The 23,558-nt window shown below is 59.5% G+C and carries 21 protein-coding genes, 2 tRNA genes and 1 pseudogene; 10 read left to right on the top strand and 14 right to left on the bottom strand.

Going from position 1 to position 23,558, the window contains the following annotated elements:
• Positions 1 to 69: 69 nt before the first annotated feature.
• Positions 70 to 960, bottom strand: a complete 891-nt coding sequence (locus tag ACN9MW_RS13400; RefSeq protein WP_426171370.1) for a LysR family transcriptional regulator ArgP — start codon at positions 958 to 960, stop codon at positions 70 to 72.
• A 150-nt stretch (positions 961 to 1,110) separates the two neighbouring features.
• Here ACN9MW_RS13400 and ACN9MW_RS13395 point away from each other — a divergent pair, with 150 nt between their 5' ends.
• Genes ACN9MW_RS13395 through ACN9MW_RS13385 form a run of 3 tightly spaced genes read left to right on the top strand, consistent with a single transcriptional unit; the run spans position 1,111 to position 4,197 of the window.
• Positions 1,111 to 1,668, top strand: a complete 558-nt coding sequence (locus tag ACN9MW_RS13395; RefSeq protein ID WP_426171368.1) for a LysE/ArgO family amino acid transporter — start codon at positions 1,111 to 1,113, stop codon at positions 1,666 to 1,668.
• An 8-nt stretch (positions 1,669 to 1,676) separates the two neighbouring features.
• A complete protein-coding gene (locus ACN9MW_RS13390) occupies positions 1,677 to 3,692 on the top strand; it encodes a spermidine synthase (RefSeq protein WP_426171367.1) in 2,016 nt (671 codons plus the stop codon).
• Between the two features lie 34 nt (positions 3,693 to 3,726).
• Positions 3,727 to 4,197: a Dps family protein gene (locus ACN9MW_RS13385; RefSeq protein WP_130313738.1), complete on the top strand. Its 471-nt coding sequence runs from the start codon at positions 3,727 to 3,729 to the stop codon at positions 4,195 to 4,197.
• A gap of 3 nt (positions 4,198 to 4,200) precedes the next feature.
• Here ACN9MW_RS13385 and ACN9MW_RS13380 read toward each other — a convergent pair whose 3' ends face one another.
• Positions 4,201 to 4,833, bottom strand: coding sequence for an NAD-dependent dehydratase (locus tag ACN9MW_RS13380; protein ID WP_426171365.1), 633 nt, complete (start codon positions 4,831 to 4,833; stop codon positions 4,201 to 4,203).
• Between the two features lie 350 nt (positions 4,834 to 5,183).
• On the opposite strand from ACN9MW_RS13380, the gene ACN9MW_RS13375 reads away from it, so the two are divergent.
• The 5 genes and pseudogenes from ACN9MW_RS13375 to ACN9MW_RS13355 all read left to right on the top strand — a co-directional run bounded on the left by ACN9MW_RS13375 (position 5,184) and on the right by ACN9MW_RS13355 (position 10,061).
• Positions 5,184 to 5,834 carry an SOS response-associated peptidase gene (locus ACN9MW_RS13375; RefSeq protein WP_426171364.1) on the top strand — a complete coding sequence of 217 codons (651 nt, stop codon included), beginning with the start codon at positions 5,184 to 5,186 and terminating at the stop codon, positions 5,832 to 5,834.
• A gap of 142 nt (positions 5,835 to 5,976) precedes the next feature.
• Entirely contained in the window at positions 5,977 to 6,858 is an 882-nt protein-coding gene (locus ACN9MW_RS13370; RefSeq protein WP_426171362.1) for a DUF7305 domain-containing protein, read from the top strand.
• A gap of 214 nt (positions 6,859 to 7,072) precedes the next feature.
• The gene (locus tag ACN9MW_RS13365; RefSeq protein WP_426171360.1) at positions 7,073 to 7,330 is read left to right on the top strand and encodes a hypothetical protein; all 258 of its coding nucleotides are present in this window, start codon (positions 7,073 to 7,075) and stop codon (positions 7,328 to 7,330) included.
• A gap of 86 nt (positions 7,331 to 7,416) precedes the next feature.
• The gene (locus tag ACN9MW_RS13360) at positions 7,417 to 8,466 is read left to right on the top strand and encodes an integrase arm-type DNA-binding domain-containing protein (RefSeq protein ID WP_426171358.1); all 1,050 of its coding nucleotides are present in this window, start codon (positions 7,417 to 7,419) and stop codon (positions 8,464 to 8,466) included.
• 50 nt (positions 8,467 to 8,516) lie between these two features.
• Positions 8,517 to 10,061 (top strand): annotated as a pseudogene (locus tag ACN9MW_RS13355) (IS3 family transposase).
• 51 nt (positions 10,062 to 10,112) lie between these two features.
• On the opposite strand, the gene ACN9MW_RS13350 reads toward ACN9MW_RS13355, so the two are convergent.
• Complete coding sequence (locus tag ACN9MW_RS13350; protein WP_426171357.1) at positions 10,113 to 10,472, bottom strand: hypothetical protein; 360 nt, start codon at positions 10,470 to 10,472, stop codon at positions 10,113 to 10,115.
• A gap of 10 nt (positions 10,473 to 10,482) precedes the next feature.
• Complete coding sequence (locus ACN9MW_RS13345) at positions 10,483 to 11,301, bottom strand: RHS repeat-associated core domain-containing protein (protein ID WP_426171355.1); 819 nt, start codon at positions 11,299 to 11,301, stop codon at positions 10,483 to 10,485.
• Between the two features lie 223 nt (positions 11,302 to 11,524).
• Here ACN9MW_RS13345 and ACN9MW_RS13340 point away from each other — a divergent pair, with 223 nt between their 5' ends.
• Entirely contained in the window at positions 11,525 to 11,659 is a 135-nt protein-coding gene (locus ACN9MW_RS13340) for a hypothetical protein (protein WP_426171354.1), read from the top strand.
• A gap of 594 nt (positions 11,660 to 12,253) precedes the next feature.
• On the opposite strand, the gene ACN9MW_RS13335 is transcribed toward ACN9MW_RS13340, so the two are convergent.
• The 6 genes from ACN9MW_RS13335 to ACN9MW_RS13310 all read right to left on the bottom strand — a co-directional run bounded on the left by ACN9MW_RS13335 (position 12,254) and on the right by ACN9MW_RS13310 (position 17,490).
• A tRNA-Arg gene (locus ACN9MW_RS13335) sits at positions 12,254 to 12,330 on the bottom strand.
• A gap of 77 nt (positions 12,331 to 12,407) precedes the next feature.
• A tRNA-Pro gene (locus ACN9MW_RS13330) sits at positions 12,408 to 12,484 on the bottom strand.
• A 54-nt stretch (positions 12,485 to 12,538) separates the two neighbouring features.
• Positions 12,539 to 13,891, bottom strand: a complete 1,353-nt coding sequence (glmM, locus tag ACN9MW_RS13325) for a phosphoglucosamine mutase (protein WP_426171352.1) — start codon at positions 13,889 to 13,891, stop codon at positions 12,539 to 12,541.
• 20 nt (positions 13,892 to 13,911) lie between these two features.
• Positions 13,912 to 14,736, bottom strand: a complete 825-nt coding sequence (gene folP / locus ACN9MW_RS13320) for a dihydropteroate synthase (RefSeq protein WP_426171350.1) — start codon at positions 14,734 to 14,736, stop codon at positions 13,912 to 13,914.
• Positions 14,737 to 14,798: 62 nt separating this feature from the next.
• Positions 14,799 to 16,688 (bottom strand): ATP-dependent zinc metalloprotease FtsH, encoded by a 1,890-nt coding sequence (gene ftsH, locus ACN9MW_RS13315; protein WP_426171348.1) that lies wholly within the window; start codon positions 16,686 to 16,688, stop codon positions 14,799 to 14,801.
• Positions 16,689 to 16,842: 154 nt separating this feature from the next.
• Positions 16,843 to 17,490: an RlmE family RNA methyltransferase gene (locus tag ACN9MW_RS13310; RefSeq protein WP_130313709.1), complete on the bottom strand. Its 648-nt coding sequence runs from the start codon at positions 17,488 to 17,490 to the stop codon at positions 16,843 to 16,845.
• 44 nt (positions 17,491 to 17,534) lie between these two features.
• Here ACN9MW_RS13310 and yhbY point away from each other — a divergent pair, with 44 nt between their 5' ends.
• Positions 17,535 to 17,996 carry a ribosome assembly RNA-binding protein YhbY gene (yhbY, locus tag ACN9MW_RS13305; protein WP_426171346.1) on the top strand — a complete coding sequence of 154 codons (462 nt, stop codon included), beginning with the start codon at positions 17,535 to 17,537 and terminating at the stop codon, positions 17,994 to 17,996.
• A gap of 101 nt (positions 17,997 to 18,097) precedes the next feature.
• On the opposite strand, the gene ACN9MW_RS13300 is transcribed toward yhbY, so the two are convergent.
• The 4 genes from ACN9MW_RS13300 to carA form a co-directional block, all read right to left on the bottom strand.
• A complete protein-coding gene (locus tag ACN9MW_RS13300; protein ID WP_426171345.1) occupies positions 18,098 to 18,511 on the bottom strand; it encodes a DUF4149 domain-containing protein in 414 nt (137 codons plus the stop codon).
• Positions 18,511 to 18,987 carry a transcription elongation factor GreA gene (gene greA / locus ACN9MW_RS13295; RefSeq protein ID WP_426171344.1) on the bottom strand — a complete coding sequence of 159 codons (477 nt, stop codon included), beginning with the start codon at positions 18,985 to 18,987 and terminating at the stop codon, positions 18,511 to 18,513. The genes ACN9MW_RS13300 and greA overlap by 1 nt, the downstream gene beginning before the upstream one ends.
• A gap of 98 nt (positions 18,988 to 19,085) precedes the next feature.
• Positions 19,086 to 22,304: a carbamoyl-phosphate synthase large subunit gene (gene carB / locus ACN9MW_RS13290; RefSeq protein ID WP_426171342.1), complete on the bottom strand. Its 3,219-nt coding sequence runs from the start codon at positions 22,302 to 22,304 to the stop codon at positions 19,086 to 19,088.
• On the bottom strand, positions 22,305 to 23,468 hold the full coding sequence (carA, locus tag ACN9MW_RS13285; RefSeq protein WP_426171340.1) for a glutamine-hydrolyzing carbamoyl-phosphate synthase small subunit: 1,164 nt from the start codon (positions 23,466 to 23,468) through the stop codon (positions 22,305 to 22,307). It abuts the gene before it with no gap.
• Positions 23,469 to 23,558: the final 90 nt, after the last annotated feature.

The raw sequence follows: 23,558 nt of genomic DNA, 5'->3' as shown, positions 1-23,558 counted from the left end.
CCCGCCGAGTGCGGGCTTTTTTACGCCCGCCGCGCGCCAGCAATTGGCGCGTTCGCACCAACTTCGAGTCTAACGATCCAGTGCCCGCCCAGCGGCGGCAAGCACCTGTTCAGTGAGCATCTCCAGCTTCGGCGACTGAATGCGCCATGAATGCCAATACAGCTGGATGTCGAGACATTTGCCTGGAACCAAATCCACCAGCTCTCCCGATTCCAGAAGATCTTTATATTGCTGGCGCGGCAGCATGCCATAGCCCATTCCCAGCCGGATGGATTCAACGAAAGGGTCGCTGGAAGGAACGTAATGGACCGGGTATGCCCCAAGCGGCAGCCCTAGTTCACGCTCGATGAATATCGCCTGCAGCGAATCTTTACGATCGAAAAACATGACCGGCGCTTTACGCGCTGCTTCTCGGGTAAACCCCTCCGGAAACCAGCGCTTCACGAATTCCGGTTGCGCCAATAATCGATAACGCATGAAACCCAGGTGCTGCGAGCGGCAACCACGCATTGGTTGGGGCTCGCTGGAAACCCCTGCCAGCACCAAGCCCTTTTCAAAAAGCGAATAAGTGTGATCCTGATCGTCCAGGATTATCTCCAGCAGGATGTTTTCGCGATTCAGGAAAGCGCTCAATTCCGGCAGGAACCAGGTGCCGAGCGTGTCATTATTCACCGCAACCGGAATGCGCGGCGGCATGGCCTCATCGGCTTTTAATTCGGCCAGGAATTCCTGCTCCATCAAACGGCTGCGGCGCAGGTATTGCACCAGGCGCTGCCCGGCGCTGGTCAGGCGGATCGGGCGGCTGCGGATCAGCAGTGGAGCGCCAACTGCCGACTCCAGCCCGCTGACCCGCTGCGACACCGCCGACGGCGTCAAATGCAGGGCCGCGGCAGCTTGCTCGAAGCTGCCGGAATCGATCACAGCCAGCAAAGCTTCGCCCTGTCGCGTGTCCGGAATCATTGCACCACTCCTTTAGCAAAATTAATGAACACTGAAACATCTTAATTCAGCTTCATTTGCGTGGCTAGCGGCGGCAAAATTCCGGCTCCACAACAGGAGTTAAAAATGCAGAGTTATGTGAACGGTTTGGGGCTCGGAGCGAGTCTGATCATGGCAATTGGCGCCCAGAATGCGCACGTGCTGCGGATGGGCATCAAGCGCCAGCATGTGGCGTTGACGGTGGCCGCTTGCATCGTGATTGACGTGATACTGATCGCGCTGGGGGTCGCTGGCGCCGGGGCGATGATCCAGGATTCGCCATTCTTGCTGGCGGCCGCGCGCTGGGGCGGCGCAGCCTTCCTGCTGTGGTATGGCCTGCGCAGCTGGCGTTCGATGTTGACGCCAAAATCGCTGGCGGTCGACGTCAGTGCGCCGGCACCGGGCGCCCGGCAGGCGCTGGCCAGCGTCGTCGCGCTTTCGCTGCTGAACCCGCACGTCTATCTCGATACGGTCGTGCTGCTGGGGTCCGTCGGCGGCAGCTATCCGGACGGCCAGCGCGTGGGCTTTTCGGCCGGCGCCATGACCGCTTCCCTGCTGTGGTTCACGGCACTGGGCTGGGGCGCCACGCGCCTGGCCGGCGTGTTCGGCCGCCCGCTGGCCTGGAAGTGCATTGAAGGACTGACAGGTGCGGTCATGCTCACCATCGCCGCGGGGCTCGTCATGCGTTAATATTTTGCATGCTCATTCTCTACGCCGGAACGATTGTCCTCAGCGCTTTCCTGCTGTTCCAGGTGCAGCCCATTATCGGCAAAATGGTCCTGCCATGGTTCGGAGGATCCGCGGCTGCGTGGACGATTTGCATGCTGTTCTTCCAGTTCACGCTGCTGCTGGGCTACCTTTACTCGCACCTCACCAGCCGCTACCTGCCGCCGCGCCGGCAAGCCTGGTTGCATGCAGGCTTGCTGCTGGCCGCAGCGCTCACGCTTCCCATCATGCCGAGCGATAGCTGGAAGCCGTCGACCGGCAGCGACCCGGCTTTCCTGCTGCTTGGCCTGCTGGCAGCAACAATCGGCCTGCCATATTTCCTGCTTTCGACCACGGGGCCATTGGTCCAGCACTGGTTCGCCCAGGAACGCCCAGGCAGCGTGCCCTACCGGCTGTTTGCACTATCGAACTTCGCTTCGCTGCTTGGCTTGCTGAGCTACCCGTTGCTGTTCGAGCCACGCTTTACCGTCAAGGAAATGTCCACTTTCTGGTCGGCGGGCTTTGGCTTGTTTGCCCTGTTTTGCGCCGCCCTCGCCTTGAGTGGGCGCGGCCGCAGCGCAGTGCCCCATACCCTGCGCGAAGATGCGATAGCGGGCAAGCCGACCTTGCGCGACAGCCTGTTGTGGTGTGGCCTGGCCGCCGTGCCTACGGTGGTCCTGATGGCAGCCACCAGCCACCTGACAGCCAATATCGCCCCGGTGCCGATGCTTTGGGTACTGCCGCTGGTGATCTATCTCCTGACGTTCATCCTCTGCTTTGAAAGCGCGCGCTGGTACAGGCGCTGGCTGTTCCTGCCCTTGATGGCACTACTGACACCGCTCCTGATTGCCTGCACCACGTTCCCCAGCCTGATGCCACGCGGGATTGTGTGGCCTACCCTGCTCTTCAGCACCAGCATTTTCACCTTCTGCATGGCATGCCACGGCGAGCTGGCGCGCCTCAAGCCGCAACCCGCGCAGCTAACCGGCTACTACCTGGTGATCGCAACTGGCGGTGCAATCGGCGGCATCTTCACCGGCCTGCTCGCGCCGCGCATGTTCAACGACGACTACGAACTGACCCTTTCCTGCATTGCCGCCGTTTGCATCGTCGGAGCCGCATGCCACCACCGCCCCGCTGAGCCGGTGAAGCGCGGCGCGCGCGTCAAGGCGGCAGTGTTTTTCACCACCCTGGTCGGCGTCTTGTGGGGCGCCAACGCGATCTGGCCGGCGATACCGACCATCAAGGCCCGCAATTTCTATGGGACGGTCAAGATCAAGGATACGGAACCCGGTCCAAGCCAGGTCCGCCAGCTCACCCACGGCACCATCGTGCATGGACGCCAGTTTCTCGAAGCGCAGAAACGGCGCTGGCCAACAAGCTATTACGGCAACAACAGCGGCGCCGGCATTGCCATCGCAGCCAGCCGCAATGGCGCCGCCCAACACGTGGGCGTGATCGGCCTTGGAGCCGGCACCATGGCCGCCTATTGCCGGCCTGGCGATGTGTACCGCTTCTACGAAATCAATCCGTTGGTGCTCGACTTCGCCGAAAGCTATTTCAGCTTCCTGCGCGACTGCCCCGCCAGGAAAGACATCGCCCTCGGCGATGCGCGCCTGGTACTGGGCGCCGAAGCGCCGCAGCAGTTCGATGTGCTGGCAGTAGATGCTTTTTCGGGCGACTCGGTACCGGTACACCTGTTGACCACGGAAGCCTTCAATATCTACTTCCGCCACCTGAAGCGGGACGGAGTGCTGGCCATTCATATCTCTAACCGCTACCTGGACATGGCGCCCGTTGTGAGGCGTGCTGCGGATACCTTCCACCGCACGGCCTTCCTGTCACAGAACAAATCCGACCCATCGCGCGGAACAACCGCCGCCACCTGGGTGCTGATAGGCCAGCGCGACAAGCTGTTGCAATACGCCGGCCTGCACGAACTGCCGCCCGCCCCGGATGTGCGGCCATGGACGGACGATTACAGCAGCCTGCTTGAAATCATGAAATAATCGTCAGGCAAATACTGACCGAAAGGAACACGCAATGAAGATTGATATTGGCCTGTCCGACGACAGCCGCGCACGCATTGCCGATGGCCTGTCCCGCCTCTTGGCCGACAGCTACTCGCTCTACCTGATGACCCACAACTTCCACTGGAACGTCAAGGGCCCGATGTTCAATTCCCTGCACCAGATGTTCATGACGCAGTACACCGAACAGTGGACCGCGCTGGACCTGATCGCAGAACGCATCCGCGCGCTGGGCTATCCAGCGCCGGGCACCTATGCCGAATTCGGCAAGCTAAGCACCGTCAAGGAAGTGGCCGGCGTGCCGAAGGCGATGGACATGGTGCGCCACCTGGTCACCGCCCAGGAAGCAACCGCCCGCACAGCCCGTTCGCTGCTGCCAGTGGTCGACGAAGCCAACGACCAGCCGACCGCCGACCTGCTGACCCAGCGCCTGGACGTGCATGAAAAAACTGCGTGGATGCTGCGCAGCCTGCTGGAAGAATGAGCCTCAGGCCATCCTGTCCGAAGTAATGATGTGCTCACCCGGTTGCGGGTGCATTGCCGCGTCGAACATGGCGCGGGCAATATTCCCGGCCGGGTTGATGCGCCATGCGCGCGGCAGCACCGGCCCAAGCGCCGACAGGATCGGCACCAGGATTTTTTCGCCGAGGCGGAATTCTTCCCTCATGCCACCAATCAAACCGGGCCGCGCAATCACCAGCGTTTCAAAGCCAAGCGAGCGCACGCCATGCTCTGCCTCGCCCTTTACGCGGTTATAGAAAACGCTCGATCCCGCGTCCGCACCCAGTGCTGAATTCAGCACAAACGTTGGCGTGCCATGCTGGCGCGCCAATCGCGCCACCGCCATCGGATAACTGTAGTCCACCTGGCGGAAGGCATCCTGCGAGCCCGCGACCTTGATGGTCGTGCCCAGGGTGCAGATCACGGCATCGGCCTGCCACCAGGGCTCCAGCGCCGGAAGCCGGTCGAAGTCCACGATCGGCGCCACCAGTTTGGCATGCGGCTCCAGCCTGCGACGCGTAGGCGCGACAACCTGGCCAACCTCCGGCGAGCCGAGCGCCAGCTTCAACACTTCACGGCCGACAAGGCCGGTTGATCCCACCAGGAGCAGTTTTTTCATGCAGGGATCTTATCAGTCCGCATTCCGGATTGCATTAGCCCGCCGCCGCAGTTCCCTCTCCGTGGCAAACGGACGATCCTCTTCCAAGCACGGCTCGTCCTTCAGTTCATCGCGAAATGTCCAATGCAGATGGCTCGCTCGCACTACCAGCCCACGCAAGCGCTTGACTTCCCACAGCACGGCGAGCATGTCTTCATTCTGGTTTCGAAGCCAGATTTCGCGAAGTTGCGCGGCTGTCAGCGGCTTTCGTGTAACTGTATGCATATACAGTAGTTTAGCAAGCCCGTCCCGGTTAGTATAGGCCGATGTGCACTAATTACCGCCCGACTTCACGCGACCTCCTGCAGGAGATGATGGATCTCGACCTCTCCACGCTCGCCGGCATGGAATGGCCCGATGAAACCTGGAAGGACTACGACGCCCCCATCATCCGTCTTGGCCTCGACGGCCAGCCGGAATGCCTGGTCGCGTCTTTCGGCTTTGTGCCGCGCCGGCATGCTCCGGCCGCAATGCCATCGCTGACCACCATGAACGCCCGCAGCGAAACCATCGGCCAACTGCGCTCCTACAGCAAGTACTGGCGTGCAAGCCAGCTTTGCCTGGTTCCAATGACCGGTTTTTACGAGCCAAATTACGAGTCCGGCAAGGCGGTGCGTTGGCAGATCAGCATGGCGGACCAGAGCCCCTTTGCCGTTGCCGGCATGTGGCGCAGCTGGGAAGAAGCTGACGGGAGCATTAGCCACGCATTCACGCAACTGACCATCAATGCCGATGAGCACCCTTTACTGAAGCGCTTCTACAAGCCGGATGAGGAAAAGCGCACCCTGGTGGTGGTGCCCCCGGAAGCCTACCGCGACTGGCTCTCCTGCCGCGATCCTGAAGTTGCCCGCGCCTTCCTCAGCCCCTACCCGCACGAACTAATGCAGGCATGGGAAGATCCGCGCCCGGCTGCCAAGAAAAAGCCAACATTAGAGAAACAGCAATCTTTGTTGGATTTTTAATGTCGAGAAACTTTACAGTCGGCATTCTTTCTGAATGCCTGACCCACGCCATTTCTCTACAAATCAATGATTTACAAATGCATGGCCTAAAAATTGCTTATGATTATTAAAAATTTCCAAAAGCAAATTTTAGATGCCATCCATGAAACCAAAGTTCCTCGCTCTCGCAGCCATTCTCACGGTCCCGGCTTTCGCTAACGCCACCCCACTCACCCTTTTCGCTGGCAACAACGTCACCCTGGAACAAGGCAGCAAAGTGACTGGCGATGTGGGCGCCAAAGGCAACGTCACCGTAAAGTATGGCTCCCAGGTAACCGGCAACGTTGCAGCTGGCAGGAACATCACCCTTGAGCAGAACTCGCAAATCAAAGGCAATGCCACCGCCGGCAACCAGGTGGAAGTGAAATATCAAGCCAATGTGACTGGCAACGTGTCCGGCAAGACGAATTCGCCAACGCTGAATACCTTGCCGCCTGCAACCGATTTCAAGTCGGGCGGAAACGCATACGGCCTCAAATCCGGCGCAACGGCCGTGTTGGCGGGCGGCCAGTACGGCAACGTCAACCTTGAGTACGACTCCACCCTGAAGCTGACTGCAGGCACGTATTACTTTGATTCCTTGACTGTCGGTGCCGAGAGCGCGTTCATCTTCGACTTGTCCGGTGGCGCCATCAAGCTGTTCATCAAAAACCACGTGAACATCGGCTCGAATTTCGACTTCGAAATGCTGAACGGTACCGCCAACGACATCTACACTGAAACGACTGGCAACTGGACGCAGGGCGCCTGGGGTGAATGGTTCGGCACCCTGTTCGCTTCCGGCGCCAACAGCAATATGCACTTCAACCAGGGCAACAAGCTGGGCGGCATCTTCATGGCAGGCAAGAACATTCAGCTGGACCTGGATACCATCGTGACCGCCATGCCGGAGGAAAACTCGAAAGTGCCGGTTCCAGGCTCACTGCCCTTGCTGGCAATTGGCCTGGCTTCACTGGCGCTCCTGCGCCGCCGTAACGTCGGCTGAGTTCCCCATTCAATTCGCTTCCGATCAGCCCACTGGGTTCGCCAAGGACCAAGCGGAGCTCGGCACAATTCGGCTAATCCTGCAGGTAGCGCTTGAACATCGCATCCACCAGCGACGTACTGTAGCGATAGCCAGCTGAAATCGGCTGGGCTGCTGCAGGCGGGACTATGCACTGCGGCTGCCTTGGTGGCGGTGTTGCCTTGGCCAGCATGGGTTGGAAAACAATAAGGGCGCCGGCACAGGCGGCGAAAAAGCGCAACTTGTTCAAATTCTGGCCAATGATCTATCGATCGGGCGAGGATACCAAAATTCCAAGTTGGAAACGAAGCTGAGATTGGCCTGCCCTGCAGGAATCGAACCTGCGACCCTCGGCTTAGAAGTCCGCTCCTGCACACTTTTCAATGTTTTCCGATTCCTTCACAAACCTTTGATTTTCAACGACAAACAAGCGAAAAAAGGGTTTGCCGCTTGAGCAATACTTTCCGATTTTTGGCGTTATTTTGCTAGAATTTGCCTACGCAGTGCCTACGCAATCTGCGCGCTCCAGACCATCGGCTCATGGCAAAAATCAACTTCACAACAGAACGGATCGCGGCCTTTCAATGCGAACCAGGTAAGCGACAATCCCTGCTTTGGGACGCAAAAACCCCTGGGTTGGGACTCCGAGCCAGCGATGGCGGCAGTAAATCATACATCTTCGAGACGCGCCTGAATGGCAAAACATTACGGACAACCATCGGTGACGTTCGCACCTGGACCGTGGTCAAAGCACAGGCAGAGGCGACCCGCCTGAAAGCACAGGTCGACCTTGGGCTCGATCCGCGCCAGCAGCGCGTCGAGCAGCTCACCAGGAACGAATTGGCAAGATCTCAGGCTGAGCGCAGGGATTTGACACTTGGCGAGGTCTGGCCGATTTATCTTGAGGACAGAAAGCCCCGGTGGAGCGAACGACACTACGCCGACCATATCCAGTTGGCCGCGCCGGGAGGCCTAAACAAGAAGCGCGGCAAAGGGAAAACGGTGGCCGGCCCGCTTGCGCCACTGATGCCGCTTAAACTTGCGAACTTGTCCGCGTCCGTGCTGGCGGAATGGGCTGCTGAGGAATCTGCGGCCCGCCCTACCAATACCACGCAGAGCTACCGCAAGCTCAGGGCATTCATACATTGGGCTGACAGCCAGGAAGAGTATTGCGGTATTGTTCCCGCCGATTCTTACAAGGCGCGCAAGGTGCGCGATGCCGTGCCGCCGCCGCGCGCCAAAACTGGCGACTGCCTTCAGCGTGAACAACTCAAGGACTGGTTCGCCGCAGTGCGCGCGATCCCGAATCCAATATTCAGCTTTTATTTGCAAGGACTATTGCTAACCGGAGCACGCCGCGAAGAACTTGCCTTGCTTAGGTGGGAGGACGTTGACTTGAAATGGCGCAGCCTCAACATCCGCGACAAAATTGAAGGTGTCCGCACAATTCCTCTCACTCCCTACTTTTCCAGCTTGTTGCTGGCGCTAAAGCGAATGAACGAAACACCACCAACTAAGCGACGGATCCAACAACTGGCAGCGGCCGGCAAGCACTGGGAACCCTCGCCTTGGCCCCCAGTGTCAAAATAGTTGTCGCTCCGATAGATCTGAGAAAATGGGGGCGATAACAGGAGTGTGAAGTGGCACGGTACGGACAGGAATTTAAGGATAAGGCGGTAGCGCGTTTGTTGCCGCCAGAGAGCGCGTCGATCAAGGATGTCGCCTTGTCGATTGGCGTGAGCGAATCGACATTGGAACGCTGGCGCAGTGAAGCGCTGGCCAATCCGACGCAACGCCGCGAATGGACGCCGGCCGCGCGGTTTGAAGCGGTGCTGGCGACGTCCATGATGGACGAGGCAAACAAAGGCGCTTGGTGCCGCAGTAATGGCGTCTATCCGCACGAGCTGGCAGTGTGGCGCGAGCATGCAATCAATGCTTTAGCCGAACCTGGAGAGAAGCGCGTGACTGCGGCAGAGGCCAAGCAAGACAGGCGCCGCATCAAGGAACTGGAACGCGAGATCCGCCGCAAGGACAAGGCGTTAGCGGAGACGGCAGCTTTGCTCGTGCTATCAAAAAAAGCCGAGGCGATCTTCAGCAAGTACAAGGCCGAGGACGAATGATCGGACTCGAAGATCGCCAAGTCATGGCCCGAGATATCGCCGACGCTTGCCAGGCCGGTGCACGCCTGAGTGAGGCATGTGCCACAGTCGGCTTGAATGCGTGCACCCTGCAACGCTGGCAAGCGCACGGCGGCTTGGAAAACGGCGACCGCCGGCCGACGGTAATACGCCCTCTGCCTTCGCATGCGCTGACGGAGAACGAACGCGCTGCCGTTTTGGCCGCCGCGAACGAACCGCGTTTTGCTGACATGCCGCCGGCTCGCATCGTCCCCATGCTGGCCGACGAGGGCGTCTACTTGGCCAGCGAATCGACATTCAGTCGTATCCTGCGCGCCCATGGTCAGATTCGCCATCGCGGTCGGGCCAAAGCGCCGCGTCGGCAGCGGCCACCGACCACACAAATCGCCACTGCGCCCGGCCAGGTCTGGTGCTGGGATATGACCTATTTGCCGGCTCGGGTGGCGGGCCGCTGGTTTTACCTCTACTTGATCCTGGATCTCTACAGCCGCAAGATCATTGGCTGGGAGGTGCATGCCGAGGATGATGCCGACCATGCCAGTCACTTGGTGCGCCGCACCGCATTGGCCGAAGGCGTCGCTATGAACCGCAACAAGCCAGTGGTGCATGGCGATAACGGTGTTGGCCATGCTGCATTGGCTGGGCATCAAGCCTTCTTACTCGCGCCCGCGTGTGAGCGACGATAACGCGTTCGCCGAGGCACTGTTCCGCACCGCAAAGTATCGCCCGGAATTCCCATCGGGTGGCTTCGCCGATCTGGCCGCCACGCGCGACTGGGCCGCCCGCTTTGTGCAGTGGTACAACGTCGAACATCGACACAGCGGCATTCGCTATGTCAGCCCCGCACAGCGCCATGCTGGGCAAGACAAGGCTATTCTGGCAGCGCGGCATCAGCTCTATCTGGCCGCCCAGGCGCGCCATCCGGCCCGCTGGTCGGGTAATACGCGCAACTGGGCACCTTGTGGCGCCGTTACCTTGAACCCAGAGCGCGATCACGTCGTTTCCACCAGTGCAAAGGAGAGCCATACTCAGCAAATTGCTGCTTGAATCGGGCGACAACTACCTTGACACGCGCCGAGATTTGCCAATGCGGCCAACTCACCTCTGCTTACACTGACCGCGCCTCCTTAGCTTTTTCACTTCCGCTTTATATTTGGCGAACTTTCCAAGTTCACGATACTGCTGAATAACCGAACAACGCATATTTTCGTCACCCAACTGTGCGCTTCTGAGCATCCAATAATCACACAACTTCATATCATCCGTCTCAAGGCAGTAATGCGTGAATAGCGACTGCGCGGCAAGCAACTCCCCTTTCTCTGCTCGAACATGCAGTTTGGCGACTTCTTCAACGGAGTATTGTTCGGCCTTCGGAGGTGCGTCACTGAGTTGATTGTCGTAAGCAAAACTGTCTCCTACGAATCCACTGAGGAGAATTAACAAGAGAGTTGTTTTCATGAGCTGAATTTCAAAAGTCTTTCATTTCGCCGGGGTCATTGGTATTCATCGAGCCATCTTTATTCTTCCCATAAATCCAACTCGGGCCATTTGCAGAAGGATTTTGGTTGTACCAGACTTGACGAGTTGGTGCGCGAGTCGGGGTCTTGTATTTCTTCGCAAACTGTTCCGCGATCCCTGGCTTTCCATCATCTTGCTTCTTACCAGTTCGACAAGCGTAAATGACAACGGGTTGCCCTACTTTCCAACCATTCTTCTTCAATAAATTTGCAAGTTGATCAGGCGTCGTGATGTATTGGTTATTGACGCCGTCCCAAATTCCGCCAGGATAGCCGTGTCCATAAATAAAGAAGGTGCCCCGACGATCCGTATATTCAGACACTCGTTGTTGGAAAACAGGGTTGTCAGGTGCAGTGTATGGTGGGTGCGGTGAGGTACCGAAAACGCCTATCTTCTCTAATCCCTCGGGATCGACGAATGAAACCGGATCGCCTCCCACATATCCATAGGTGTTGATCCCGCCTCGCAAGCCAATCGGATCGCTCTGCACATAGCGTCCCAGTGCCGGGTCATAATCCCGGAAGTAGTTGTAGAAGAGGTTGGTTTCTTTGTCATACAACTGGCCAGGCATTCGCGGATTGTATGTAAAGATCCCGGCCCCGTTCGGATTTTCATTTGGCATGCTGGCTCCGAATGGGTCGGCAGTGTCCCAACGCCAGACCATTGCCTTCGACGTCGCCGACGTAATAACACGCGGCGCGTCAATGTGGTCGGCATAGATATTGTAAATCTCAACACCGAGTTCGGCGTGCTTCGCGAAACCCTTCACTTAATGCAATGGTGTTGACGCCTTCGATCTCGATCGATTTCGATGTGCAAAAGGAGCCTGCCGACCTGCGTTTGGCGCACGGCAAGATGAAGCGTTCTATGTCCCTCAAAAAATGGCGTTTATCCATCAGTCTTTAAACTAGATTTGGCCCCAATAACCAAACGCCGTTCCCCGCAATGATCCGACTTCTCATGGAGCAGCAATCGTCAGCGTCAGCGCGACTTTGTTCACAGTCGACGACCTCGCCGTGACCCGCGTTGGGGATCAGTGCAGTTGCACATTGCTTGGCCATCGCGCCTGCGTGATTCTAGAAAGCGTTTCCGAGCAATCGATTCGAGGGGACTCCCGTGGCATATGATGGCCATAAGACTAGTTGCGGCTCCACTTTCATTCCACCTGCGTGACGCGGCGACGGTAACCCGCCCACAGGATAGGCGGCGATCGTTACCCGCTGGCTGACCAGACTTCTATGCCAGACAAAGTATTCCATCCGCCTGCAACCATTCCGCCTGGCTTGGCGGAATTAGCCCAAGGGCGCGACTACATCAGAACGGAAGAATTCGCACACGCTATGTGCCGCGCGGTGGCAACTGTCCACAAAAACCATTGCCTGACCGGCGAGTGCTTTGGCGTTCGCCCAGTCAAGCGTGGCAAGCTGCTTTTATGGCCTGTAGCGGCCGTAGCGCAGGCCTTGACCATTGGCTGCTAACACCACGCGTCGCAGCAAGGTTCCCGCCCCGTCCTCTCGTCATTGGAAACAAGGCGGTATCGAGCTGGCAGTTCGGTACCGCTTCTTTTTTGCCCCTCATTCCAGAATTTGCGGCCGACGCCCTACGGCCATGCTTAGTAAAGCCTGGCGAATCATTTACGGAATTTGCCTACGCAGTGCCTACGCAAAGCATTTTCGCCGCATTTTGCGAGGCACAAAAGTCGTGTAAGTGTTTGATTTTATTGGCCTGCCCTGCAGGAATCGAACCTGCGACCCTCGGCTTAGAAGGCCGATGCTCTATCCAACTGAGCTAAGGGCAGAGTCGCGGGCGAAGCAAAAAAAGCCATGCCGCAAATGAAAAGCGGGTTGTCCGAAGACAACCCGCTCGAGAATTTCCTGGTCGGAGTACAAGGATTCGAACCTTGGACCCCCTGCTCCCAAAGCAGGTGCGCTACCGGGCTGCGCTACACTCCGATAAACGAATAATACCCCGGCGAGGCATCATCCGTCAATGTCGCGGCGGCAACTTTATGCTGCCAGGGCCGTCTCAACCTTGTCCGCGATGCGGCGCGCCATGCTCCGGGCCTCGTCGGCGTCGCGCGCTTCGACCATCACACGGATCAGCGGCTCGGTACCCGAAGCACGGATCAGCACGCGGCCGGTGTCGCCCAGCTCGGCTTCCACCTTCTCTTTTTCCGCGACCATCGCTGCGTTCTTCTGCCAGTCGAAACCGGCCGGCACGCGCACGTTGATCAGGGTTTGCGGGAACAGCGTGACTTCGCCGGCGATTTCGGCCAGGGTCTTGCCATTGCGCTTGAGCGCGGACAGCACTTGCAGCGCGGAGATGATGCCGTCGCCGGTGCTGTGCTTGTCCAGCGCCAGCAGGTGGCCACTGCCCTCGCCGCCCAGGATCCAGCCCTTTTCCTGCATCACTTCCAGCACGTAGCGGTCGCCAACCTTGGCGCGCGCGAAGCCGATGCCCTTCTGTTTCAGCGCCACCTCGACGGCCATATTGGTCATCAAGGTGCCAACGGCACCAGCTACGCCGCCATTGGCCACGCGATCCATCACCATGACATACAGCAGCTCATCGCCGTTGTACAGGCGGCCGCTTGCGTCGCACATGATCAGGCGGTCAGCATCGCCGTCCAGCGCGATGCCGAGGTCGGCTTTGTGCTCGAGCACGGCGGCAGCCATGGCTTTCGGGGCCGTGGCGCCGACACCGTCGTTGATGTTCAGGCCGTCAGGCTTGTTGCCGATGGCGACAACTTCCGCACCCAGTTCGTGGAATACGTGCGGGGCGATGTTGTAGGCGGCGCCGTGGGCGCAGTCGACCACGACCTTCAGGCCGCGCAGGTCCAGCTCGTACGGGAAGGTGCTCTTGCAGAATTCGATGTAGCGGCCCTGAGCGTCATCCAGGCGGCGGGCGCGACCCAGCTTTTCCGGCGACACGCATTCCATCGGCTGCTCCAGCATCGCTTCGATGTCGAGCTCGACTGCGTCGGGCAGCTTGGTGCCCTGGTCGGAGAAGAATTTGATGCCGTTGTCCTGGAACGGGTTGTGCGACGCAGAGATCACCACGCCGGCTTGCAGGCGCAGCGCGCGGGTCAGATAGGCAATTGCCGGGGTCGGCATTGGACCGGCCAGCTTGACGTCCACGCCCGCAGCCGAAAAGCCTGCTTCCAGCGCAGCTTCCAGCATGTATCCGGAAATACGGGTGTCCTTGCCGATCAGCACGGCTGGGCGCGCCGTGCCAGTCGCGGCAGTCTTGGCCAGCACCTTGCCTGCGGCATAGCCCAGGCGCATGACGAAATCGGGGGTTATCGGCGCCTGGCCGACGAGGCCGCGTACGCCATCAGTACCGAAATATTTGCGTGCCATATTGTCTTCTCTTCCTTTTCTTAATGCGCCGCCTGCCACACACGAAGTGCGTCGACGGTCTCAGCTACATCATGCACCCTGACGATCTGGGCGCCATGCGCGACCGCTGCCAACGCGCCGCCGATACTGCCGGCCAGGCGCTGCTCGACCGGCTTGCCCGTGATCGCCCCGATCATCGATTTGCGCGACAGGCCGGCCAGCAGCGGTACGCCGAGCTCGGCAACCATCTGTTTGCCGGCCTTCAGCAGTGCGTAATTATGTTCTACCGTTTTGCCAAACCCAAAGCCCGGGTCGATCCACAGGCGCTCCCTGTCGATGCCTGCCCCGGTCAGGGCAGTAATGCGCTCAGCCAGGAAATCCGTGACTTCACGCACAACATCATTGTACTCGGGGTTGGATTGCATTGTTGTCGGATTACCAATCATGTGCATTATGCACAACGCACAATCGCTATCCTTGACGGCTTCGATTGCGCCTGGGGAGCGGAAACCGTTTATATCGTTGATCATGTCGACCCCTGCCAGTACTGCTTCACGCATGACTTCCGGTTTATAGGTGTCGACACTGATCGCCTTGCCGCAATCGCGCAGCGCAAAAATCAGGGGCATGACACGGCGCAGTTCTTCATCCAGGGGAACGGCTGGTGCGCCGGGGCGGCTGCTTTCGCCACCGATGTCGATGATGTCGACGCCATCGCGGATCATTTGCTCGGCGTGGGTGATCGCATAGTCCAGGCTGGCGAATTGGCCGCCGTCGCTGAAGGAGTCGGGAGTAGCGTTGAGGATGCCCATTACCAGCGCGCGGCTGGTCGGGAAGTTGAATCGGCCGAACTTGTGTTGAGGCATAGTGGCGGAAAAAGGGGACGTAACACATTTAAATGTGTTACGTCCCCTTTTTTGAAAGGCGATTAAGCTGGGGCGGTGGCGTTCGGGTTCGGGTTGGAACCCGAGCCGCCGTCAGCGCCTGGCTGTTTGCGGATGGTGGTGCCAGCCTTCGGCGGGCGCGGCTCCTGGCCAGCCATGATGTCGTTCACCTGGTCCGCATCAATGGTTTCCCATTCCAGCAGGGCCTTGGTCATCACTTCGACCTTTTCCCGGTTCTCTTCCAGCAGCTTGCGCGCCAGGGCGTATTGCGTGTCGAGGATGGTGCGGATTTCCGCATCCACTTTCTGCTGGGTCGCTTCCGAGATGGTCTTGTTGGCGCCGCCCAGCCAGCCGTCGTTCTGGCTGTCTTCATATACCATCACGCCCAGCGCATCGGACATGCCGTACTTGGTGACCATGGCACGGGCCAGCTTGGTGGCGCGGGCAAAGTCGTTGGAGGCGCCGGTCGACATCTGGCCGACGAAGATCTCTTCCGCGATACGGCCGCCGAACAGGATGGAAATCTCTTCCAGCATCTTGTCCTTGTAGCCCGAAATATTGTCGTGCTCAGGCAGCTGCCAGGTCAGGCCCAGGGCCCAGCCGCGCGGCATGATGGTTACTTTGTGGACCGGGTCAGCCTTCGGCAGCAGCTTGGCCACCACGGCGTGGCCGGACTCGTGGTAAGCGGTGTTGCGGCGCTCTTCTTCGCGGATTACCATGGACTTGCGTTCCGGGCCCATGAAGATCTTGTCCTTCGCATCTTCAAAGTCGATCATGTCGACCAGGCGCTTGTTGCGGCGCGCGGCAAACAGTGCGGCTTCGTTAACCAGGTTGGCCAGGTCGGCGCCGGAGAAGCCCGGGGTGCCGCGTGCCAGGATGTCGGCTTTCACGTCGGTGCTGATCGGCACCTTGCGCATGTGGACGTTCAGGATCTGTTCGCGGCCACGGATATCCGGCAGGCCAACGGAAACCTGGCGGTCGAAACGGCCCGGACGCAGCAGCGCCTTGTCCAGCACGTCGGCACGGTTGGTTGCGGCAATCACGATCACGCCGGACGATGCTTCAAAGCCGTCCATCTCAACCAGCAGCTGGTTCAGGGTCTGTTCGCGCTCGTCGTTGCCGCCGCCCATGCCGGCGCCACGATGGCGGCCCACAGCGTCGATCTCGTCGATGAAGATGATGCAAGGCGAATGCTTCTTGGCGTTCTCGAACATGTCGCGGACACGGGATGCACCCACGCCGACGAACATTTCAACGAAGTCCGAACCGGAAATCGAGAAGAACGGCACCTTGGCTTCGCCAGCAATGGCGCGCGCCAGCAGGGTCTTACCGGTACCTGGAGGACCAACCATCAGCACGCCGCGTGGAATGCGGCCGCCCAGTTTCTGGAACTTGGTCGGGTCTTTCAGGAAGTCGACGATCTCAGTCACTTCCTCTTTGGCTTCATCGCAACCTGCCACGTCGGCGAAGGTCACGGTGTTATTCGTTTCGTCCAGCATGCGCGCCTTCGACTTGCCGAAGGAGAACGCGCCGCCCTTGCCGCCGCCCTGCATCTGGCGCATGAAGAATACCCACACGCCGATCAGCAGCAGCATCGGGAACCAGGACACGAAGACCTGTTGCAGGATGCCTGGCTCTTCCGGCGGCTTCACGTCGAAGCGCACGCCATTGTCGCGCAGGTCGCCGATCAGGCCGCGGTCGAGGAAGGTGGAGGTGGTGCGGACTTTGGAATCGTCAACACGGGTGGCAGTAATGGTCTGCCCTTCAATCAGGACATCTTTCACGCGCTTCGCTTTGACCTCATCCAGCAGATCGGAATAAGCGATAGGCTTTGCGCCGCCGGCGATGCTGTGGCTGTCAAATTGCTTAAACAGCATAAATAACAGCAAGGCTACAACGACCCAGATAGCCGATTTGGAAAACATGTTATTCACGAAAACTCCTTGGATGCGAAAGCGCACCAGTTACCTGTAGCAGAAATTCGATTTTACTCGTTAAACCCGGGCCGTGCTACAAACCGGCCCTATGGTGCACACTCCTGCGCCGGATATGTGGGTTTTTCCAGCTAAATCAAGAGCGAAAATGGCATTATTCCACCGGATTTTTCAGCCCGCGGCCCAGCAAGAAGATTTCCGACGATTTATCGCGGCTGGCTTTCGGCTTTTTCTGCACCACGGTCTTGAATTCGCGCCGGAATTTCTCGACGATCTGGCTGAATCCCAGGTCCTTGAAGCATTTCACCAATAAAGCGCCACCCGGTTTCATATGATGCTGGCTGAAATCGATGGCGATATCGATAAGGTCTTCCATACGGGCAGCATCGGCTACCGCAATACCGGATAAATTGGGCGCCATATCGGATAGCACAAGGTCCGCCTTGCGGCCTTGCAGCACTTCGGCCAGCTGGTCGAGGATTGCCTGCTCGCGGAAGTCGCCCTGGATGAAGTGCATGTCGGCAATCGGCTCCATCGGCAGGATATCCAGGCCGATCATGGTGCCATTGATGCCCCCGCCCTCCTTGCCCGCCAGCTTGCGGCGGGTGTACTGGCCCCAGGAGCCGGGCGTGCAGCCCAGGTCCACGATCACCTGGCCGGGCTTGATCAACTTGGCATCTTCGTCGATCTCTTTCAGCTTATAGGCTGCCCGGGCACGGTATCCGTCCTTCTGGGCGGCTTTCACGTACGGATCGTTAATATGGTCGTGCAACCAGTTTTTGTTTATTTTGTTCTTAGCCATTAGCGTAGAATACTGCCTTTAAGAGAACCTATCCAAAAATAACTATGCTGAACCTTACTCCTGCCGAACGCAGCGTCCTGCGCGCCGAAGCCCATGGCCTGAAGCCTATCGTCCTCGTTGGCGAATCCGGCCTGACCCCTTCCGTGATGAAGGAGATCGAGCTGGGCCTGGATTCCCACGGCTTGATCAAGGTGCGCGTTTTCGGCGATGACCGCGAAGCCCGCATCGAAATGTATGAAACCATTTGCGAGAAAACTGGCGCGGCGCCGGTGCAGCACATCGGCAAGCTGCTGGTGTTGTATCGCCCGCGCGTGGAAGCCGAGAAAGCTTCGACCGGCAAGGCTGGCAAAGGCATGCGCATGGTGACCATCGTCAAGCCTAGCGCTTCGGGCACCAAGAAGCCTTCCGTGAGCAAGGTCCTGCTGAAGGGGAACGAACGCGTTACCGCCGGCGGTACTATCAAGCGCGTCAAGAAGAAGGTTGGCACCAAGAAGTCGGCTGCCTAAAACCGGTAGTCCGGTGTCTGACCCGCCGGGTCAGACACCCGACACGCGACGATCGCTGGCCAAGTGTCTGACCCTGCGGGTCAGACATTGACTTGCCGGTTTTACTGCTTCCAGACCAGCCAGCCAGCCAGCAGGCTCTGCGCCAGGTAGATACTGCTCGAAATCCCATGCAGCTTGCCGAAGCTGCCGTCGCCCGAAGCCTTCGCCGCAGCCATCATCGGCTGCAGGCCAAAGTGCGAAACCACCGTACACATCACCATCGCCACCACGATCAGCAGCACCGAGCGGCGGCGCTTTGGCGTCCAGTCGCGGGTGCCAAAGAACAGCAGCACGCCCATGGCGGCGCCGCAACCCAGCGATAGCATGGCCTGGGCATGGAACATCAGGCCGGCAATCGATCCGGCCAGTACGCGGTCCAGCGATGCGAACAGGGCCGGCGCCACCAGGTAGCCGACCGCCCACAGGCTGCCAGCCCACAGGGCGGCCACCAGCAGGCGTACTTTCGCCAGCAGCATCAAACGTAGCGTACGTCGATGATCTCGTATTCGCGCGGGCCGGACGGGGCCTGCACTTCCACCACGTCGCCGGCGTATTTGCCGATCAGGGCGCGGGCGATCGGCGAAGTCACCGACACCTTGCTCATCTTCAGGTCGGCTTCATCGGTGCCGACGATCTGGTAGCTCACCTTCTGGCCTGATTCCAGGTCTTCCAGGTCCACGGTGGAGGCGAACACCACGCGGCCTTCCGCGTCCAGGGTGGATGGGTCGATGATCTGGGCCGAGCTCAGCTTGCCTTCCAGTTCCGCGATACGGCCTTCGACGAAGGCCTGGCGCTCCTTGGCGGCATCGTATTCGGCGTTTTCGGACAGGTCGCCGTGCGAACGCGCTTCGGCGATGGCATCGATGACAATGCGGCGTTCCTTGGTCTTGAGCTGGTGCAGCTCTTCTTTCAGGAGTTCGGCGCCGTATTTAGTGAGTGGAACGGAATTCATATCTGTCTCTAGTCAAATTGCTAAAAAGCACAGAGCCCGCGCCATGCTTCAGCGCGGGCTCTGTGGTTATATTGTCAAGCGTACTACTTTACCGGGTCTTAGTTTAAAGACTTATGCAGGCCTTGTAAATCGTACACACGCAATTCGTCCAGGTGGCGGATACCGGCCACGGCGGCCTCAGCACCGGCGATGGTGGTGTAGGTGGTCACGCGGGCCGCCAGCGAGGAAGTACGGATGCTGCGCGAGTCGTTGATCGCGGTACGCTTCTCTTCCACGGTGTTGATCACCAGGACGATTTCGTGGTTCTTGATCATGTCGACCACGTGCGGACGGCCTTCGGACTTCTTGTTCACCGGGGTGACAGGAATGCCGGCTGCCTCGATCACGGCGGCGGTGCCCTTGGTGGCGCACAGGGTGAAGCCTGCATCGACCAGGTCCTTCGCCACTTTCACGGCGCGCGGCTTGTCCGACGCTTTCACCGACAGGAATACCTTGCCCGAGGTCGGCAGCTTGACACCGGCGCCCAGCTGCGACTTCACGAAGGCTTCCGCGAAGGTGGTGCCAACGCCCATCACTTCACCGGTCGATTTCATCTCCGGCCCGAGGATGGTGTCCACGCCAGGGAATTTCACGAACGGGAACACGGCTTCCTTGACGCTGAAGTAAGGCGGCACGACTTCTTTCGTGATGCCCTGCTCTGCCAGCTTCTGGCCGACCATGCAGCGTGCGGCGATCTTGGCCAGCTGCAGGCCGGTCGCCTTGGAAACGTAAGGCACGGTACGCGAGGCGCGCGGGTTCACTTCCAGCACGAAGACGACGTCCTTGCCATCCTGCTTCTGGATCGCGAACTGCACGTTCATCAGGCCAACCACGTTCAGGCCCTTGGCCATCAGCGAGGTCTGGCGCTTCAGTTCATCGATGGTTTCCTGCGACAGCGAGTACGGCGGCAGCGAGCAGGCGGAGTCGCCCGAGTGCACGCCGGCCTGTTCGATGTGCTCCATCACGCCGCCGATGAAGGTGGTGTCGCCGTCGGAGATGCAGTCCACGTCGCACTCGATGGCGTCGTTCAGGAAGCGGTCCAGCAGCACTGGCGAGTCGTTCGACACCTTGACCGCTTCGCGCATGTAGCGCTCCAGGTCGCGCTGCTCGTGCACGATTTCCATCGCACGGCCGCCCAGCACGTAGGAAGGACGCACCACCAGCGGGTAGCCGATTTCCTGTGCCAGCGCCAGCGCTTCTTCTTCGGTGCGCGCGGTGCGGTTAGGCGGCTGGCGCAGGCCCAGGTCCTGCAGCAGCTTCTGGAAGCGCTCGCGGTCTTCCGCGGCGTCGATCATGTCCGGCGAGGTGCCGATGATCGGCACGCCGTTGGCTTCCAGGTCCAGCGCCAGCTTCAGCGGGGTCTGGCCGCCATACTGCACGATCACGCCCACTGGTTTTTCCAGGTCGACGATTTCCAGCACGTCTTCCAGGGTCAGCGATTCGAAGTACAGGCGGTCGGAGGTGTCATAGTCGGTCGACACGGTTTCCGGGTTGCAGTTGACCATGATGGTCTCGTAGCCGTCTTCGCGCATCGCCAGTGCGGCGTGCACGCAGCAGTAGTCGAATTCGATACCCTGGCCGATACGGTTCGGGCCACCGCCCAGCACCATGATTTTTTTCTTGTCGGTCGGGTTGGACTCGCACTCTTCATCGTAGGTCGAGTACATGTAGGCGGTGTCGGTCGAGAACTCGGCGGCGCAGGTGTCGACGCGCTTGTACACCGGACGGATGCCCAGTTCGCGGCGCTTGTTGCGCACGGCGGTGTCGCCGCATTGCAGCAGGTAGCCCAGGCGGCGGTCCGAGAAGCCCTTCTGTTTCAGCTTGTACAGGGTGTTCTTGTCCAGGTTTTCCAGCTTCTGGGTGTCGAGCCACAGTTCCAGGTCGATGATTTCCTTGATCTGCACCAGGAACCACATGTCGATCTTGGTCAGCTGGTACACCTCTTCCAGGGTGAAGCCCTGGGCGAAAGCGTCGCCCACGTACCAGATGCGGTCCGGGCCTGGCTCGCCCAGCTCCTCTTCCAGCTTCTCGCGGTCGACGGTCTTCTGGTTCATGCCATCCACGCCAACTTCCAGGCCGCGCAGGGCTTTCTGGAACGATTCCTGGAAGGTGCGGCCAATCGCCATCACTTCGCCCACCGACTTCATCTGGGTGGTCAGGTGGTGGTCGGCGGTCGGGAATTTCTCGAAGGTGAAACGCGGCACCTTGGTCACGACGTAGTCGATCGAAGGCTCGAACGAAGCCGGGGTCGCGCCGCCGGTGATCTCGTTGCGCAGTTCATCCAGGGTGAAGCCCACGGCCAGTTTCGCCGCCACCTTGGCGATCGGGAAGCCGGTGGCCTTCGATGCCAGTGCCGAGGAACGGGACACGCGCGGATTCATCTCGATGACGATCATGCGGCCGTCTTTCGGGTTGATCGAGAACTGCACGTTGGAGCCGCCGGTATCCACGCCGATCTCGCGCAGCACTGCCAGCGAGGCATTGCGCATGATCTGGTATTCCTTGTCGGTCAGGGTCTGTGCCGGAGCCACGGTGATCGAGTCACCGGTGTGCACGCCCATCGGGTCCAGGTTTTCGATCGAGCACACGATGATGCAGTTGTCCGCCTTGTCGCGCACCACTTCCATCTCGTACTCTTTCCAGCCCAGCAGCGATTCTTCGATCAGCAGCTCATTGGTTGGCGATGCTTCCAGGCCGCGTTTGCAGATCGCTTCGAATTCTTCTTCGTTGTAAGCGATGCCGCCGCCGGAACCGCCCATGGTGAACGATGGACGGATGATGGTCGGGAAGCCGACTTCCTTCTGCACCGCCCACGATTCTTCCATCGAGTGCGCCACGCCGGAACGTGCCGAACCCAGGCCGATCTTGGTCATCGCATCCTTGAACTTGGCGCGGTCTTCGGCCTTGTCGATGGCTTCCGGGGTGGCGCCGATCAGTTCGACCTTGTACTTGTCCAGCACGCCGTTGCGGTGCAGGTCCAGCGCGCAGTTCAGCGCAGTCTGTCCGCCCATGGTCGGCAGGATCGCGTCTGGACGCTCCTTGTCGATGATGCGCTCCACGACTTGCCAGGTGATCGGCTCGATGTAGGTCACGTCGGCCATTTCCGGGTCGGTCATGATGGTCGCCGGGTTGGAGTTCACCAGGATGACCTTGTAGCCCTCTTCGCGCAGTGCTTTGCAGGCTTGCGCGCCGGAGTAGTCGAATTCGCAGGCCTGGCCGATGATGATCGGGCCGGCGCCAATAATCAGGATGCTTTTAATGTCAGAACGTTTTGGCATTTATTTCTTCTCCGCGGCATTCATCATGTTGATGAAGCGGTCAAACAGGTAGGCGACGTCGGTCGGGCCAGGCGATGCTTCAGGGTGGCCCTGGAAGCAGAATGCCGGCACGTCGGTGCGGGCGAAGCCTTGCAGCGAATTGTCGAACAGCGACAGGTGGGTCACGCGGCAGTTGGCCGGCAGCGTGTCCGCATCCACGGCGAAACCGTGGTTCTGCGAGGTGATCATCACCTTCTTGCTGTCCAGGTCCTGCACCGGGTGGTTGGCGCCGTGGTGGCCGAACTTCATCTTCAGGGTCTTGGCGCCGGACGCCAGCGCCATGATCTGGTGGCCCAGGCAAATGCCGAACACCGGGATCTTCTTCTCCATGAAGACTTTGGTCGCTTCAATCGCGTAATCGCATGGCTCTGGATCGCCAGGACCATTGGACAGGAACACGCCGTCCGGGTTCAGCGACAGCACGTAGGCGGCGGAAGTCTGCGCCGGCACCACGGTCACCTTGCAGCCGCGCGAAGCCAGCATGCGCAGGATGTTGCGCTTGACGCCGAAGTCGTAGGCGACAACGTGGAATTTAGGGTCAGCTACCTTGCCATAGCCTTTGCCCAGTTCCCATTCGGTCTCGGTCCACTCGTACACTTCCGGCACGGTCACGACTTTTGCCAGGTCCAAGCCCGCCAGGCCAGGGAAGCTGCGCGCCAGTTCCAGTGCCTGCTGCACGGACGGCTCGTTGCCCTGCACGCCGGTCACGATGGCGCCGGCCTGTGCGCCCTTCTCGCGCAGCACGCGGGTCAGCTTGCGGGTGTCGATACCGGCGATGGCGACGATGTTCTCGGCCTTCAGGTAGTCGGTCAGCGATTGGCTGGAGCGGAAATTCGAGTGGATCAGCGGCAGGTCGCGGATGATCAGGCCTGCGGCGTGGACTTTGGAAGCTTCGACGTCTTCGGTATTGATACCGTAGTTGCCGATGTGGGGGTAAGTCAGGGTGACGATCTGGCGGGAATACGATGGATCGGTCAGGATTTCCTGATAACCCGTCATGGAGGTATTGAAAACGACTTCGCCCGTCGTGTGACCGGCAGCGCCAATGGAAATACCTTTAAAGATTGTTCCGTCGGCTAATGCCAGGATGGCTGGAACGGCTGGGCCAGAAAAAAATGGCGGCAAGGGCAACTCCTGATTAAGTTACCGTAGCGACGCCACTCAGACAACCCACGGGTGTACGGGCGCAATGCCGGGCTCGCGGGTCAGATGATG

This window comes from Pseudoduganella sp. R-34 (assembly GCF_049904655.1).
Classification (GTDB): Bacteria; Pseudomonadota; Gammaproteobacteria; order Burkholderiales; family Burkholderiaceae_D; genus Rugamonas.
This window is presented reverse-complemented; position numbering and strand designations above follow the sequence as displayed.

Excerpts from the sequence above, each read along its gene's own strand:
- greA (WP_426171344.1), bottom strand. The coding sequence starts at position 18,987 with ATGAATTCCGTTCCACTCACTAAATACGGCGCCGAACTCCTGAAAGAA.
- ACN9MW_RS13395 (WP_426171368.1), top strand. The coding sequence starts at position 1,111 with ATGGCAATTGGCGCCCAGAATGCGCACGTGCTGCGGATGGGCATCAAG.
- yhbY (WP_426171346.1), top strand. The coding sequence starts at position 17,535 with ATGCTGAACCTTACTCCTGCCGAACGCAGCGTCCTGCGCGCCGAAGCC.
- ACN9MW_RS13360 (WP_426171358.1), top strand. The coding sequence starts at position 7,417 with ATGGCAAAAATCAACTTCACAACAGAACGGATCGCGGCCTTTCAATGC.
- ACN9MW_RS13380 (WP_426171365.1), bottom strand. The coding sequence starts at position 4,833 with ATGAAAAAACTGCTCCTGGTGGGATCAACCGGCCTTGTCGGCCGTGAA.
- carB (WP_426171342.1), bottom strand. The coding sequence starts at position 22,304 with ATGCCAAAACGTTCTGACATTAAAAGCATCCTGATTATTGGCGCCGGC.
- ACN9MW_RS13400 (WP_426171370.1), bottom strand. The coding sequence starts at position 960 with ATGATTCCGGACACGCGACAGGGCGAAGCTTTGCTGGCTGTGATCGAT.
- ACN9MW_RS13375 (WP_426171364.1), top strand. The coding sequence starts at position 5,184 with ATGATGGATCTCGACCTCTCCACGCTCGCCGGCATGGAATGGCCCGAT.
- glmM (WP_426171352.1), bottom strand. The coding sequence starts at position 13,891 with ATGGCACGCAAATATTTCGGTACTGATGGCGTACGCGGCCTCGTCGGC.
- ACN9MW_RS13350 (WP_426171357.1), bottom strand. The coding sequence starts at position 10,472 with ATGAAAACAACTCTCTTGTTAATTCTCCTCAGTGGATTCGTAGGAGAC.
- ACN9MW_RS13385 (WP_130313738.1), top strand. The coding sequence starts at position 3,727 with ATGAAGATTGATATTGGCCTGTCCGACGACAGCCGCGCACGCATTGCC.
- ACN9MW_RS13310 (WP_130313709.1), bottom strand. The coding sequence starts at position 17,490 with ATGGCTAAGAACAAAATAAACAAAAACTGGTTGCACGACCATATTAAC.
- folP (WP_426171350.1), bottom strand. The coding sequence starts at position 14,736 with ATGCCTCAACACAAGTTCGGCCGATTCAACTTCCCGACCAGCCGCGCG.
- ACN9MW_RS13390 (WP_426171367.1), top strand. The coding sequence starts at position 1,677 with ATGCTCATTCTCTACGCCGGAACGATTGTCCTCAGCGCTTTCCTGCTG.
- ACN9MW_RS13300 (WP_426171345.1), bottom strand. The coding sequence starts at position 18,511 with ATGCTGCTGGCGAAAGTACGCCTGCTGGTGGCCGCCCTGTGGGCTGGC.
- ACN9MW_RS13370 (WP_426171362.1), top strand. The coding sequence starts at position 5,977 with ATGAAACCAAAGTTCCTCGCTCTCGCAGCCATTCTCACGGTCCCGGCT.